At 65.3% G+C, this 13,855-nt stretch carries 12 protein-coding genes; 7 read left to right on the top strand and 5 right to left on the bottom strand.

Annotation, left to right across the window (positions count from 1 at the left end):
* Positions 1 to 77: 77 nt before the first annotated feature.
* Positions 78 to 986, bottom strand: coding sequence for a class I SAM-dependent DNA methyltransferase (locus QM467_RS10645; protein ID WP_283366295.1), 909 nt, complete (start codon positions 984 to 986; stop codon positions 78 to 80).
* Between the two features lie 136 nt (positions 987 to 1,122).
* Here QM467_RS10645 and QM467_RS10650 point away from each other — a divergent pair, with 136 nt between their 5' ends.
* Positions 1,123 to 1,428: a hypothetical protein gene (locus QM467_RS10650; protein WP_283366296.1), complete on the top strand. Its 306-nt coding sequence runs from the start codon at positions 1,123 to 1,125 to the stop codon at positions 1,426 to 1,428.
* A gap of 59 nt (positions 1,429 to 1,487) precedes the next feature.
* Here the strand turns inward: QM467_RS10650 and QM467_RS10655 are convergent, their stop codons facing one another.
* Positions 1,488 to 2,309, bottom strand: a complete 822-nt coding sequence (locus QM467_RS10655) for a universal stress protein (RefSeq protein WP_283366297.1) — start codon at positions 2,307 to 2,309, stop codon at positions 1,488 to 1,490.
* 36 nt (positions 2,310 to 2,345) lie between these two features.
* Positions 2,346 to 2,990 (bottom strand): MBL fold metallo-hydrolase, encoded by a 645-nt coding sequence (locus QM467_RS10660; RefSeq protein ID WP_283366298.1) that lies wholly within the window; start codon positions 2,988 to 2,990, stop codon positions 2,346 to 2,348.
* Positions 2,991 to 3,267: 277 nt separating this feature from the next.
* On the opposite strand from QM467_RS10660, the gene QM467_RS10665 reads away from it, so the two are divergent.
* Complete coding sequence (locus QM467_RS10665; protein WP_283366299.1) at positions 3,268 to 4,542, top strand: polyhydroxyalkanoate depolymerase; 1,275 nt, start codon at positions 3,268 to 3,270, stop codon at positions 4,540 to 4,542.
* A gap of 18 nt (positions 4,543 to 4,560) precedes the next feature.
* Here QM467_RS10665 and QM467_RS10670 read toward each other — a convergent pair whose 3' ends face one another.
* Positions 4,561 to 8,109 (bottom strand): hybrid sensor histidine kinase/response regulator, encoded by a 3,549-nt coding sequence (locus QM467_RS10670; protein ID WP_283366300.1) that lies wholly within the window; start codon positions 8,107 to 8,109, stop codon positions 4,561 to 4,563.
* Between the two features lie 128 nt (positions 8,110 to 8,237).
* Between QM467_RS10670 and mscL the strand changes: the two genes are divergently transcribed.
* Positions 8,238 to 8,684 carry a large conductance mechanosensitive channel protein MscL gene (gene mscL, locus QM467_RS10675; protein WP_283366301.1) on the top strand — a complete coding sequence of 149 codons (447 nt, stop codon included), beginning with the start codon at positions 8,238 to 8,240 and terminating at the stop codon, positions 8,682 to 8,684.
* A gap of 6 nt (positions 8,685 to 8,690) precedes the next feature.
* Here mscL and QM467_RS10680 read toward each other — a convergent pair whose 3' ends face one another.
* Complete coding sequence (locus tag QM467_RS10680; RefSeq protein WP_283366302.1) at positions 8,691 to 9,758, bottom strand: alpha/beta fold hydrolase; 1,068 nt, start codon at positions 9,756 to 9,758, stop codon at positions 8,691 to 8,693.
* Positions 9,759 to 10,037: 279 nt separating this feature from the next.
* Here QM467_RS10680 and QM467_RS10685 point away from each other — a divergent pair, with 279 nt between their 5' ends.
* Genes QM467_RS10685 through QM467_RS10700 form a run of 4 tightly spaced genes read left to right on the top strand, consistent with a single transcriptional unit; the run spans position 10,038 to position 13,838 of the window.
* Positions 10,038 to 11,261 carry an ABC transporter substrate-binding protein gene (locus QM467_RS10685; protein ID WP_446737762.1) on the top strand — a complete coding sequence of 408 codons (1,224 nt, stop codon included), beginning with the start codon at positions 10,038 to 10,040 and terminating at the stop codon, positions 11,259 to 11,261.
* A complete protein-coding gene (locus QM467_RS10690; RefSeq protein WP_283366304.1) occupies positions 11,246 to 12,229 on the top strand; it encodes a PQQ-dependent catabolism-associated beta-propeller protein in 984 nt (327 codons plus the stop codon). Before QM467_RS10685 ends, QM467_RS10690 begins: the two co-directional genes overlap by 16 nt.
* Positions 12,226 to 12,996 (top strand): ABC transporter ATP-binding protein, encoded by a 771-nt coding sequence (locus tag QM467_RS10695; protein ID WP_283366305.1) that lies wholly within the window; start codon positions 12,226 to 12,228, stop codon positions 12,994 to 12,996. Before QM467_RS10690 ends, QM467_RS10695 begins: the two co-directional genes overlap by 4 nt.
* Entirely contained in the window at positions 12,993 to 13,838 is an 846-nt protein-coding gene (locus QM467_RS10700; RefSeq protein WP_283366306.1) for an ABC transporter permease, read from the top strand. Before QM467_RS10695 ends, QM467_RS10700 begins: the two co-directional genes overlap by 4 nt.
* Positions 13,839 to 13,855 lie beyond the last annotated feature (17 nt).

Below are 13,855 nucleotides of genomic sequence, written 5' to 3' on the forward strand. Positions count from 1 at the left end.
GGCGAATCCCGTATTTTGGACTTATTGCCCTGCAACCATAGAGCCGCCGCGCTTGGCGGTCCAGACGCCCGATAAGCCTAGATTTTACGCAGAATGACGGCCCATCCCGGCACGTCCGCGCCGCGATCCTTGCGGGTGACGGCGGGCGCCAGTTCAAGCGTCGCAAAGCCCGCCTGCGCCGCGCAGGCGCGCAGATAGGCCTCGCCGTGAGAGAATCGCATGTCCTCGCCGACGCAATAGCCGTCATGTTCTTGGCTTTGCGCCGTGAAGGCGAACAGGCCGCCCGACTCCAGAACGCGCGCGACGACGGCGAATAGGGGCGCAAGATCGCCGATATAGACAAAAACATCCGCAGCCGCCGCCAGATCGGCGCTCTCCGCCGCCTCTGCGGCGAGAAAATCAACCAGGTCGGCGGCGATCAGACGATCGTAGATCCCCTTGCCGCGCGCCTGTTCGATCATGGCGGGGGAGAGATCGATTCCGGTGAGCCGCTTCGCCCTGCCGCGAAAGGCCGCGCCGAACAGGCCGGCGCCGCAGCCAAGATCGAGCGCGTGGGCGAACATGCGGCCGGGCGCGGCGCGCGAGATGGCGGCGTCGAGGATTTGTGGCCCGCGATAGGCGAGCGCCTGGACGAGATGACGGTCGAATTTCGCCGCATATTGATCGAACAGCGCTGTTACATAGGCGCGCGGCGCCGTCGCGGGCTTTTCCCCGGCCAGAAAGGCGAGGTGCAGGCCGGCGCCGCCAATGTCGGCGGGGTCGAGCGCAAGTGCCTTGCGAAAGGCCGCGACGGCTTCGTCGCGCTTCTGCAGCGCCTCCAGCGCCTCGCCGAGGCCGCGCCAGCCGGGCGCCCATGCCGGGGCCAGTTCAAGCACCTGCGCGAAAAGATCGCGCGCGGCCTCGAAATCGCGCGATTCCAGGGCTCCGGCGGCCCATTGGTAGCGGCGGTCAGCGGCAAGATCGCCGGAAGATCCGGTCACAACCATGCTATTGCCCCATTCGGCTGGAAAAAGGGAACGGAATGCGCCACAATCCGTTCAGAAACCATTCAGCCGGTTGCGCGCAATTTGGCTTCAACAGCCTTTTGCGCCGGGAAGCAACCTTTTCGTGAGGAGAGCGAATATGACCATTTCACTGAAATCGACCGCGATCGCGGCGTTGGCCGCGCTCTCGCTGAGCGCCGCCTTTGCGACGCCTGCCGCAGCCTGGTGCAACGGCTGGGGCTGCGGCGGCGGCTATAACGCCGGTCCGGCCGTCGCCGCTGGCGTCCTTGGCGGCATGGCGCTTGGCGCCGCGGCCGCAGGCGCGGCCAACGGCCCTTATTACGCCGCTCCCGCTTACGGCGGCGGATGCTGGGTCGAGCGTCGTCCGGTCTATGACGACTGGGGCAATTACATCGGCCGCCGCCGCATCCGCGTCTGTGAATGACGCAGGCCGGCCTGAGGCCAGCAAAAAGCCCCGCTCGCGCGGGGCTTTTTTGTTGGATCTCAATGCGAGAACAGCACCGGCACGGTCATGTGCTTGAGCATGTAGCGCGAGCCGCTGCCGCGCGAAAACAGGGGATAGCCGCCGCCGCCGAAGGCGCCGATCGCCAGCAGGTCGGCGCCATGGTCGACCGCGCGGTTGAGCAGGGCGTCCATGAGCCCGATTTCGCTCAGGGCGAGCTGTTCCGGCAGCGCGGAGATCTTGTGAGCGGCGAGTTGCGCGACCGCGAGACGCAGCGATTCCTTCTGATAGGCGAAGCCCTGGGCGTCCTCCGGCTTGGAGAGCCCGACGACGAGCGCGGCGGCGCCCGGCGCGACCAGATTCATGCCGTCATAGAATCCGCGCGCCGACGAACGCGAGTCCGACCAGGCGAAGATTGGACGCGTCCCGACCTGGGCGAACGTCCCGGCAAAGGGCAGGACCAGCACCGGGCGGCCGGAATTGATGATCAATTGCTCGGCGAAGTCTGGCGGGGTCAGGGGATCGTCCGAGCGGCGCTGGCCGAGCACGATCAGGTCGAAATGGCGCGAGAAGTCTGTCGCCAGCTTGACGACCTCGCCCTCGTCGCCCCGGTTGAGGTCCTGCCATTCGGCATCGAGGCCCGCGGTTGCGGCGGTGAAGGCGGCGCGGCTGGCCCTGGCGGCCTCGGCATAGTCATGCGGCGGCCATTCGGCGACCAGGCCGATCTGGTGCGCGGGCGCAACCTGGGCGAACAGGCCGGTCAGTTTCGCGCCTTGCGCGCGGGCGATGTCTGCGGCGAGCCTGAGCCGCGCGGCGGAGCGCTCGCCGCCGTCGAGGTGAACGAGAAGATTGCAAAGAGGCATGGGAGATTTCTTTCCGCCCGGCGCGCAGCCGCGATATCAGGCCAGTTGTTGAAGAAATGGATTGTTCAGCCTTTCGGCCCCGATGGTGCTCAGCGGGCCGTGGCCGCTGATGAAGGTCATGGCGTCGTCGAGGGTCAGCAATTTCGTCTTGATCGACTTCATGAGGGTGGCGTGGTCGCCGCCGGGCAGATCGGTGCGGCCGATCGAGCCTTCGAACAATACGTCGCCGACGAGGCAGAACTGCATGGGTTCATTGATGAAGACGACGCTGCCCGGCGTATGGCCCGGGCAAAAACGCACGTCGAGGCTCGCTTCGCCGAAGGCCACCGTGTCGCCTTCCTCGAGCCAGCGATCCGGCGCCACATTGCGGCAGGCGAAGCCGAAGCGCGCGGAAGCGGCCTCCAGGCTGTCGAGCAGGAACTTGTCGGCGACATGCGGCCCCTCGATCGGGACGCCCAGGATTTCCCGCAACTCTGCCGCGCCGCCGGCGTGATCTGCGTGGCCGTGGGTGAGGAAAATCTTCTCGACCTGCGCGCCGGTCTGTTCGATGGCGCGCCGGATCAGCGGGACGTCGCCGCCCGGATCGACCACCGCAGCTTTCTTGGTCGCCTCGCAGATCAGGATCGTGCAGTTCTGTTGGAACGGCGTAACCGGAACGATGGCGACCTTCACTTGCGACATAAATATCTCCCTCGGCCGCCATAATAGCGGCAGCCGCGCGCGGGGGCCAGAGCATTGCTTCACGTCGGGCGGCGCGAACCTAGATCGGCGCCAGCGCAAATTGTTTTCGATCCGCAAACAATAGGTTTTTCGTCCTCATCCTAAAGCATTAAGAGAGGTGAATTTGCTACAGAGCCGGCTTTCTTCTACACTTCACGGTTCGCATTCCGGGTAACCGGCGATGCTGTTCATCCGGCCGCCGAATGGAGCCGGCGTCCGAGGGGAGAGGGATGGCAAGATGAACCGGCATGCGTATCATTTCTTTGAGATGGCTCAATTAGCCATGGCTCCGGCGCGCGCGCTTTCGGATTTTACCCGGATCGCGTTCAAACATCCGGTCAATCCGTTCTCCTACACGGCCATCGGGCGCAATCTCGCGGCCTCGGCGGAATTGTTCGAGCGCATGACGCGTCGCTACGGCAAGCCCGCCTTCGGCATCGACAAGACGGTCGTCGGCGGTCAGGAGGTCGCGGTCGAGCAGGAAATTGTCTGGATGCGGCCCTTCTGCCAGATGGTGCATTTCAAGCGCCATCTGCCGCTGAACGCCCCGCACCAGTCGCGCCTGCTGATCGTTGCGCCGATGTCGGGCCATTATGCGACGCTGCTTCGCGGCACGGTCGAAACCTTCCTGCAGACCCACGACGTCTACATCACCGATTGGGTCGATGCGCGCATGGTGCCGCTCAGCCTCGGGCGCTTCGATCTCGACGATTATATCGACTACGTCATCGAAATGTCCGAGTTCCTCAGCAAGTCCGGTCATTCGCCGGTCCATCTGCTCGCGGTCTGCCAGCCCTCCGTTCCCGTGCTGGCGGCGATGGCGCGGATGGAGGCCGAGAATAATCCGCATGTCCCCGCCTCGATGACCCTCAAGGGCGGCCCGATCGATACGCGCCGCAGCCCGACGGGTGTGAACAAGCTTGCAGAGAAGCGCGGGCCGCAATGGTTCCGCAGCAATTGCATCCATGTCGCGCCCTTCCCCTATCCGGGCGTCGGCCGCGACGTCTATCCGGGCTTCCTGCAATTGTCCGGATTCATGGCGATGAATTTCGACCGCCACGTCAACGCGCATTATGAAATGTTCAATCATCTCGTTCAGGGCGACGGCGATTCTGCGGAAAAGCACCGCGAATTCTATGACGAATATCTCGCGGTGATGGACCTGACCGCGGAATTCTACCTCCAGACCATCGACACGGTTTTCGTGCATCATTCCCTGCCCAAGGGGGAGATGATGCACCGTGAACACCCGGTCGAGCCCGCCGCCATCCGTCGCGTCGGCCTCATGACTGTCGAAGGCGAAAAGGACGATATTTCGGGCGTCGGCCAGACCGAGGCGGCGCAGGATCTCTGCGTCAACATTCCCGATGACATGCGCGTGCATTACGTGCAGAAGGACGTCGGCCATTACGGCGTGTTCAACGGCTCGCGCTTTCGCAAGGAAATCGCGCCGCGCGTCTGCGCCTTCCACGCCCGGGTCGAAGCGGTTCTGGAAGCGAAGAAGTCATCCTGATCGGGCCTGCGGCGGCGCTCAGTCCTGCGCGGCGGGCGCCGCCGCAGCGCGCCATTGCGCGAGCAGGGCGCGCAAGATCGCCGGCTTGAGCGGCTTGTTGAGAACCATCAGGTCCTTCGCGGTCGCGCGCTCCCGCATATCGTCAGAGCGGTCGGCGGTGATCAGCGCCGCCGGAACGCCCGGTCCGAACTTCCAGCGCAACGCGACGATGGCGTCCACGCCGTCGCCCTCGTCGAGGTGGAAATCCGCGAGAATGGCGTCGGGCGCGCGTTTCTGGCGCGCGAGCTCCGCCAGCGCTTCGCGGTGGTTTCCCGCGACGATCGGCGCACAGCCCCAGGCCGAAAGCAGCGAGCGCATTCCGTCGGCGATCAGCTTGTCATTGTCGATCGCCACCACGGTCATGTTGATGAGCGGCGACTGGCGCGTGGCGGTCGCGGGCTGCGCATCGCGGCTGGCGACTCGCGGCGGCGGCGCCGCAATCGTGGCCGTGACAGCGAAGACCGACCCCTTTTCCGGCGCGGAACGCAACGTGATCTGGTGGCCGAGCACGCGGGCCATGCGCTCGACGATCGACAGGCCGAGGCCGAGGCCCGGCTCGGAGCCGGCCGTCTCCAGCCGCTCGAATTCCCGGAACACGCGTTTCTGCTTTTCGGCGGCGATGCCCATGCCGGTGTCCCATACCTCCAGCCGGACCTTGCCGCGCAAATGCCGCGCGCCGACCAGAACGCGGCCCTCGCGGGTATATTTGATGGCGTTCGAAATCAGGTTCTGCAGCAGGCGGCGCAGGAGGCGGGGATCGGAGCGCACGGCGAGCGAGCAGCGCGCGAAGGTCAGCTTGAGGCCCTTCTTCTCCGCCAGCGGCGCGAATTCGATCCTGAGCTGGCGGAAGAGATCGTCCACGCGGAAATTGCTCAACTCCACTTTCATCGCGCCGGCGTCGAGGCGCGACATTTCAAGCAAAGCGGAGAAAATATCCTCGACCGCTTCAAGCGCGGAATCCACATTTCGCGCGAGCGCCCCGGTTTCTCCGGCCGGGGCGCCGGCCGCCGCGCGCTGCATCATGGTGGCGGAATAGAGCCGCGCGGCGTTGAGCGGCTGCAGGATGTCGTGGCCGGCGGCTGCGAGAAAGCGGGTCTTGGAAATATTGGCCTCTTCAGCCTCCGCCTTGGCGCGCGCCAGTTCGCCATTAAGCCGCGTGAGCTGCTCAGTGCGTTCGCGCACGCGCCGCTCCAGCGATTCGTTGGCGGCCTCCAGCGCCTGTTCGGCGGCGAACTGATCGGTGACGTCGGTATAGGTGACGACGAGGCCGCCGTCGGGCATGCGGGCCGAGCGCGTCTCGATGACTCTGCCTGAGGTCGCCAGCGGCACGCGGAACGGTTCGGTATTGGTGAGGCGCTCAAGCCGCCCGGCGACGAGTTCGTCGATTGGGCCGTCGCCATAGAGGCCGCGCTCGGCGTTGAAGCGCAGGATGTCGTCGATCGCGACGCCGGTGCGCGTGAAATTCCCCGGCAGATCGAACATGTCGCGGAATTCGCGATTCCAGCAGGTCATGCGGAGATCGGGATCGAAGACGGAGATGCCCTGGCGCGCGAAATCCAGCGCATGTTGCAGAATGTCGCGGTTGTAGAGCAGGGCCGCGGAGGCGTCATCCACCAGCCGCAGCGCCGCCGCGCTCGAAACATTGCGACGCCGCAGCAGCAGGGAAAGCACGAGCCGCGACGACGCCGCGCCGATGGCCGAGGCCAGCAGATGCTCTGACAGGCGAAGCAGGTGGATATCGGCTTCCGCCCGCGGGTCATAGGCTTGGCCGCGGCCGATGCAGAAATTCTCGAACGCCTCGCGCGTGCGCTGCGCGCCGAGATAGCGCGCGACGGTGGCCTCGACTTCGGCGGCGGTGACGCTGGTGCGCCAGAGCCGGAAAGCCTGCGCCATGGGCGCGGCGTTCTTGCTGACGAAAATATCCGCCTGCAGGCGCTCGATCGGCGTCGGCCGGCGCACGAGCGAGAAAGCGACATAGGCGAGGCTGTTGCCCAGCAGGCTCCAGAACACGCCGCGCACCAGCGATGACATCTGCAGGTTGAAAATATCCGGCGAGGGCAGGTCGGGCCGGGGCGGGAACTGCGCGGCGGCGATGATCCGCTGCATCACCCCGGCGTCGAGCGAGGGCGCGAGCAGCATGAAGGCCCAGATGGTCACGCCGGTGATCAGGCCGGCGATGGCGCCGAGCGCCGTGCCGCGCCGCCAGACCAGGGCGCCGACGAAGGCGGGGCCGAATTGCGCGACGCAGGCGAAGGAGAGAATGCCGATCGAGGCGAGCAGCGTCTCGCCGGTCAGACGGTAATAGCCGAAGGCGAGCAGGAGGACGACGAGAATGGCGGCGCGCCGCACGCGCAGGATGCGGCGGCCCGCTTCGCCTTCCGCGACCAGTCGCGCCCGGCCGTTGCGCCAGCGTCCGAACCGCAGCAGCAGCGGCAGGACGAGATTGTTCGACACCATGATCGAAAGCGCGACCGATTCGACGACGACCATGGCGGTCGCCGCGGAAAGGCCGCCGAGCATGGCGATAAGCGTGATCGGGCCGTTCTCCGCGTCGATCGGCAGCGCCATGACGCTGACGTCGCGGTCCAGCACGTCGGGAAACAGGATCAGGCCGGCGATGGCGAGGGGGACGACGAAGAAGTTGATCGCCAGCAGATAGAGCGGAAAGACCACCGCGGCGGAGGGGATGTCGCTCTCGTCGCGGTTTTCCACGACGGCGACATGGAATTGCCGGGGCAACAGCATCATCGCGCCGCTGGAAAGCAGCGTCAGGGTGACCCAGACCGAGAGATCGGGCGGCGCGGCGAGCACGGCGCGGATGTGGGGGCTGGCCGCCGCGCGCTGGAACAGATCGCCCAGACCATCGAACATCCACCAGACGACGAAAGCGCCGACGACGAGAAAGGCGAGCAGCTTGGCGACCGATTCCGCGGCGATGGTGACCATCAGGCCGTTCTGATGTTCGCCGGCGTCCACGCGCCGCGTGCCGAACGCCATGGCGAAAAGCGCGAGCAGGAGCGCCACGCCAAAGGCGAACCTGTCCGGCCACGCCGATGGCGGGGGCGGATCGAAGGGCGCGGCATGGCCGAGGCCGATGACGAGCGTCGCCGAAATGGCCTTGAGCTGCAAGGCGATATAGGGGATGAGCCCGACGACCGCGATGATCGCCGCGACGGCGGCGACGGCCTCCGACTTGCCATAGCGCGCGGCGAGGAAATCGGCGATGGAGGTGATGTTCTGCGCGCGGGAGATCCGCGCCACGCGCGCGACCACCGGCCAGCCAAAGCCGAACACCAGCATGGGGCCAATATAGATTGGCAGGAAATCGAGACCGTTGGACGAGGCGAGCCCGACCGAGCCGAAAAAGGTCCATGAAGTCGTATAGACGCACAGGCCGAGCGCATAGACGATGCGGCGCTGCGTCCTGCCCGAGAAGCGCCGCGCGTGACGGTCGGCATAGACCGCCAGCGCCAGCAGGCCGAGAAAATAGAGCAACGTCAGGGAAATATTGATCCAGCTCGGCGGCATGAGGCTCCTATCGCCGTTCCGTTTTGGCGACTTTCATCGTTTTTTCCCCGCATTGACCATAAGCGCGGGCTCGGCTTACCCTTGCCGAAGCGCCGATCTGGCGCGCCGGACAGGGGGATTGTATCGGCATGTTTGAAGAATTCAAAAAATTCGCCATGCGCGGCAATGCGCTCGACCTTGCCGTCGGCGTCGTCATCGGCGCGGCGTTCGGCAAGATCGTCAGTTCGCTGGTGGACGACCTGATCATGCCGATCATCGGCGCGATCACTCCCGGCAATCTCGATTTCTCCAATTATTATATCGCGCTCAGCACCAATATCGCCAATCATCCGGCCTATGCCGACGCCAAGAAGGTCGGCGCGGCCTTCGGCTATGGCGCGTTCCTGACCGCGCTGCTGAATTTTCTGATCGTCGCCTTCGCCTTGTTCATCCTTATTCGCGCCGTCAACAAGATTGCAGCGACCAAGGCGGAAGCGCCCGCCGAGCCGGCCCCGCCGCCGCGCGAGGAAGTCCTGCTCGAAGAAATTCGCGACTTGCTCGCCAAGGATATGATCGCCAAGGACGCAAAGCGCTGAGGCGGCTCAGGGAGCGCCGAGCCAGGCGACGACATCCGGCCAGAGCCCTTCGAGCGCGCGGCGCCCGATAAAAAGATGGAGATGGCCGCCTGGGACGACGGCCTCGCGAATCGCCCGCGACGGCGTTCCGACCAGACGGGCGCAGGCGAGAGTCTGCTCCGGCGCGGCCACTTCGTCGTCTCGCGCGGCGATCAGGTAGAGCGGGCGGCGAAAGTCGTGAAGGTCGATCCTCTTGCCGAGGGCGACGAATTCGCCCCGCGCGAGCTGGTTCGCCTTGTAGAGCTTTTCGACCACTTCGAGATAATAGGCGCCCGGCAGGTCGAGCGGGCTCTCGCTCCAGTCCCGAAACAGGTCCGCCTGGGAGGCGAATCGCTCGGAATCGAGCGGGAGATCGCTCTGCAGCAGGTCGTGAATCTGCTCCGGGCTGTCGGCCATCAGGCCCCAGAATTGCTGGGCGTGCGATCCGCGCGCAAGGCCTTCGCCGAGCCGCAGCAGTTCCTGGAAGGTTTGGACCGGGGTCGAGCGGGCCAGGGCGGAAAGGGGCGAATCGACGATATGGGTGTCGACCGGCGCGGCCGCGACGACCAGCTTGCCCGCCTTGGCGGGAAAGCGCGCCGCGTAGATCAGGCTCAGCCAGCCGCCCTGGCACAAGCCCACAAAATCGCAGCGGGTCCCGATCTCGTCGACCATGACATTGAGGTCGGAGAGATAATCGTCGATGTGGCGGAAGACCTGTGTCTTTCCCGCCGATAGCCACTCGACGAGATAGACCGGACCGCCGCCGGCGAGCAGGCTCGCGACGAGGCTGTGGCTTTCGCAGAGATCGGCGATGCGCGCGTCATGCAGGGCGAAGGGCGCGCAGACGAGAACAGGGCGCGGCCCATGCCGCTTCTGTGGAGGACCGAACCGGCGCAGGCGCGCAGTGTCCAGTTGCAGGACGATCTCGTTCGGCGTCGCCCAGACCGCCTCGGGCTGCGGCTTTGGCTCCGGTTGCGGATCGAAAGCGCCCAGCATGCCGCGTGCGAAAATGGCGCCCGCCTCCGCCGCGAAAACGCCCGGCCAGAGCAGGTTCATCCATTCCGTCCCAAGATCGGTTTTGCGCGGCATAGCCGCAATGTGACATGAAAAAGAGCGAATGTGACACTCTTATATTCTTGCGGCGGGAATCGCGATCCGCTTTGCAATTGACATAAGGCGCCGGGAAGCCGGTGTTGCGGCCGAGGCGCGCGAGCGGCTAAATTCGCCGCGCGGAACAAAAGACTGCATAATGGCCGCGCGGGACAGGGAGACGCCTTGGACATGAAATATTGCCGGCCCCGGCCCCGGGGAGCCTCGCTGCTGCGATCCGGCGCCCTGGGGGGCGTCCTGCTTTCGCTGGCGCTGTCGTCCGCCGCATGGGCCGGCGCGGAGACGGCTGTCCCGCCAGCTGCGCCGCAAGCCGAACCCGCCGAACCCGCCATGCAGAAGATCGTCATCGGCTATTTGCGCCGGGCGGAAAAAGGCTCGGCGGTCTCGCGGCTGGAACTGCCACCGGAAAACGACGGCGAGGCCGGCGCGCTGGCGGGAATCGACGACGACAACGCCTCAGGCGAATTCCTCGGCCAGAACTTCAGTCTCGTGACGCGCCGGCTGAAGCCGGGCGAGGACGCGGCGCAAGCCCTGGCGGAACTGGCCGGGCAGGGCGTGAAATTCGTGATCGCCGACCTTCCGGCCGGCGCGCTCGTCAACGCCGCCGATCTTCCCGCGGCGGCGAATCTTCTGATCTTCAATGTCGGCGCGCCGGACGACATTCTGCGCGAGGAGTTCTGCCGCGCCAATGTCATCCATGTCGCGCCGACGCGCTCGATGCTCGCCGATGGGCTGGCGCAATATCTGATCTGGAAGCAATGGCGCAAATGGTTCTTCGTCGTCGGTTCGCATCCCGAGGACAAGCTCTGGGCTGACGCCCTGAAACGCGCGGGCGCGCGCTTTGGCGCCAAATTCGTCGAGGAGCGGGTGTTCGAGGATCGCGGCGGCGCGCGCCGCTCCGACAGCGGCGTCGCACTGGTGCAGAAGCAGATCCCGACCTTTACCCAGGGCGTCGCCGCCTATGACGTGCTGATCGCCGCCGACGAAAACGCGGTCTTTGCGGATTACCTGCCGTTTCGCACCTGGGACCCGCGCCCGGTGGCCGGTTCGGCGGGCCTTGTCTCGGCGTCCTGGGACGCCTCGAACGAACAATGGGGCGCGACGCAATTGCAGCAGCGGTTCGAACGCAAATTCGGCCGCGCGATGACCCCGCTCGACATGAATTCATGGACGGCGGCGCGGATGGTCGGCGAGGCGGCGGCCCATGATGCGGCGGGCGACGCCGCCGCGATGAAGGCCTATTTCCTGTCGAAGGATTTCGCGCTCGCCGCCTTCAAGGGCCAGAAGCTCACCCTGCGCGACTGGAACCTGCAATTGCGCCAGCCCATCCTGCTGTCGGACGGGCGCAATGTCGTTGCGACCTCGCCGCAGGAAGGCTTCATGCACCAGTTCTCGGAGCTGGACACATTGGGCTACGATCGACCGGAGTCGAAATGCCGCTTCAAATGAAATCCCTCGCGCTGGCTCTGGTCATCTCGGGCGCTGTGGCGCCCGCTTGCGCCTTTGACGCCTTCGTCACCAATGAAAAGGGCAACAGCGTCTCGGTCATCGACACCGAAACGCTGACGATGAAAAAGACCATTCCGGTCAGCCAGAGGCCGCGTGGAATCGTCGCCAGCCCCGATAATAAAAGGATCTATGTCGCGCTCGGCGATTCCGACGCCATCGCGGTGATCGACCCGCAGACATTCGCCGTGGTCGAGGATTTTCCGGCGGGGCGCGATCCGGAGCGGATCGACATTTCGCCCGATGGCAAGACCCTCTATGTCACCAATGAGGACAGCAATTTTCTGACCTTTTTCGACGCCGCGACCAAGGAGCGCCTCGGCGGCGTGCGCGTCGGCGTGGAGCCGGAGGGGCTGGCGGTGAGCCCCGACGGCAAGCTCATCGTCGCCACCACCGAGACGACGAACATGGCGCATTTCGTCGACGCCGCGAAGCGAAAGACCCTCGCCAATGTGCTGGTGGACGCGCGGCCGCGCATGGCCGCGTTCACACCCGACGGCGCTGAGGTCTGGGTTTCGGCGGAGATCGGCGGCGATGTGGTCGTCGTCGATTCCGCCACCTTCAAGATCAAGGATCGCGTGAAATTCGAGGTGCCGGGCCTGCGCTCGGAAAATGTCCAGCCCGTGGGAATCAATATTTCGCGCGACGGCAAGCTCGCCTTCGTCTCGCTCGGGCCGGCCAACCGCATCGCCGTGGTGGACGTGAAGACGCGGCAGGTGGTGAAATATCTGCTCGTCGGGCAGCGTGTCTGGCACGCCGCCTTCACGCCCGACGAGAAATATCTGCTGACGACCAATGGCGTCTCCAATGACGTGTCGGTGATCGACGTCGCGGCCCAAAAGGTGGTTAAATCCATCCAGGTCGGCGAATCGCCCTGGGATCTGGTCATTCCCGGCGCGCCCGAACCATGAGCGCAGCAAAGATGAGCGAACAGGTCCCCGCGCTGGAATTGCGCCATGTCAGCCATCATTACGGCGCGCGGCAGGCGCTGGACGACGTCAGTTTCACTGTCGCGCCCGGCTCCTTCTGCGTGTTGCTCGGCCTCAATGGCGCGGGCAAGAGCACGTTGTTCTCGCTCATCACCCGGCTGTTCGCCTTGCAAAAGGGCGAAATCCGTCTGCTCGGCCTCGACCTGATGCGCCATCCCGGCGCGGCTCTGGCGGAACTCGGCGTGGTGTTCCAGTCGCGCACGCTCGACCTTGATCTGTCGGTGGCGCAGAATTTCTACTATCACGCCGCGCTTCACGGCATCGGCCGGAAGGAGGCGGATCAGCGCACGGCTGAGCTTCTGAAGGCGGTGGGCCTCGCCGATCGCGCCAAGGACAAGGTGCGCAACCTGTCCGGTGGACAGATGCGCCGCGTCGAAATCGCCCGCGCCTTGCTGCATCGCCCGCGCCTGCTGGTGCTGGACGAGCCGACGGTGGGCCTCGACATCGGCGCCCGCGCCGATATTCTCCTGCTGGTGCGCGGGCTGATCGCGCGCGAAGGCATGAGCGTATTGTGGGCGACGCATCTGACCGACGAAATCGAGCCGGGGGATTCCGTGGTCGTGCTGCACAAGGGCCAATTGCGCGCCGAGGGCAAGGTCACGGACCTGCTGCTGAAAACCGGCGCCGGCGACATGAGGTCGGCCTTCGTCGCCCTGATCGCCGAGAATGAAACACGGGGAGCCGCATGAGCATCGAAGCCGCCGCGCCCCGCCGCCTCACGCCCGCCGCTTTTTTCATTTGCCTCAAGGGCATTTGCTGGCGCGAGGGCCTTCGCTTCCTGCACCAGCGCGAGCGCTTCATCTCCGCTCTGGTGCGCCCGCTGGTCTGGCTGTTCATTTTCGCCGCCGGCTTCCGGCAGGTGCTGGGCGTCTCGATCATTCCGCCCTATGACACCTATGTCCTCTATGACGTCTATATCACGCCCGGCCTGATGGCGATGATCCAGCTTTTCAACGGCATGCAGTCGTCGCTGTCGATGGTCTATGACCGCGAGATGGGCAATATGCGGGTACTGCTGCTCAGCCCCTTCCCGCGCTCCTTCCTGCTGTTCGGCAAGCTCATCGCCGGCACGCTGGTCTCGGTGCTGCAGGTCTACGCCTATCTCGTCATCGCCTGGTTCTGGGACATTCAGCCGCCGCCGCTGGGCTATCTCACCGTGCTGCCGGCGCTGATCCTGGTCGGGCTGATGCTCGGCGCGCTCGGCATGCTGCTGTCTTCACTCATCAAGCAGCTGGAGAATTTCTCGGGCATCATGAATTTCGTCATCTTCCCGATGTTCTTCGCCTCTTCCGCGCTTTATCCGCTGTGGCGGGTGCAGGAGGGCAGCCCGGCGCTTTATTATGTCTGCCAGATCAACCCTTTCACCCATGCGGTCGAGCTGATCCGTTTCGCGCTCTATGGCCAGATGAACTGGCTCGCCTTCGCGGTCACCGCGGGATGCGCCCTCGTCTTCATGTCCGCCGCCATCCTCGCCTATGACCCGTCACGCGGATTGATGGCGCTGCGCGGGGCGCCAGGCGCGGGAGCGTGAAAACAGCTGGCGCTTGA

The sequence above is a fragment of the Rhodoblastus sp. 17X3 genome (assembly GCF_030056575.1).
In the GTDB taxonomy this organism is placed as follows: Bacteria; Pseudomonadota; Alphaproteobacteria; order Rhizobiales; family Beijerinckiaceae; genus Rhodoblastus.

Coding starts and splice junctions, on each gene's coding strand:
- QM467_RS10645 (WP_283366295.1), bottom strand. CDS start 986: ATGGTTGTGACCGGATCTTCCGGCGATCTTGCCGCTGACCGCCGCTAC.
- QM467_RS10650 (WP_283366296.1), top strand. CDS start 1,123: ATGACCATTTCACTGAAATCGACCGCGATCGCGGCGTTGGCCGCGCTC.
- QM467_RS10655 (WP_283366297.1), bottom strand. CDS start 2,309: ATGCCTCTTTGCAATCTTCTCGTTCACCTCGACGGCGGCGAGCGCTCC.
- QM467_RS10660 (WP_283366298.1), bottom strand. CDS start 2,990: ATGTCGCAAGTGAAGGTCGCCATCGTTCCGGTTACGCCGTTCCAACAG.
- QM467_RS10665 (WP_283366299.1), top strand. CDS start 3,268: ATGAACCGGCATGCGTATCATTTCTTTGAGATGGCTCAATTAGCCATG.
- QM467_RS10670 (WP_283366300.1), bottom strand. CDS start 8,109: ATGCCGCCGAGCTGGATCAATATTTCCCTGACGTTGCTCTATTTTCTC.
- mscL (WP_283366301.1), top strand. CDS start 8,238: ATGTTTGAAGAATTCAAAAAATTCGCCATGCGCGGCAATGCGCTCGAC.
- QM467_RS10680 (WP_283366302.1), bottom strand. CDS start 9,758: ATGAACCTGCTCTGGCCGGGCGTTTTCGCGGCGGAGGCGGGCGCCATT.
- QM467_RS10690 (WP_283366304.1), top strand. CDS start 11,246: ATGCCGCTTCAAATGAAATCCCTCGCGCTGGCTCTGGTCATCTCGGGC.
- QM467_RS10695 (WP_283366305.1), top strand. CDS start 12,226: ATGAGCGCAGCAAAGATGAGCGAACAGGTCCCCGCGCTGGAATTGCGC.
- QM467_RS10700 (WP_283366306.1), top strand. CDS start 12,993: ATGAGCATCGAAGCCGCCGCGCCCCGCCGCCTCACGCCCGCCGCTTTT.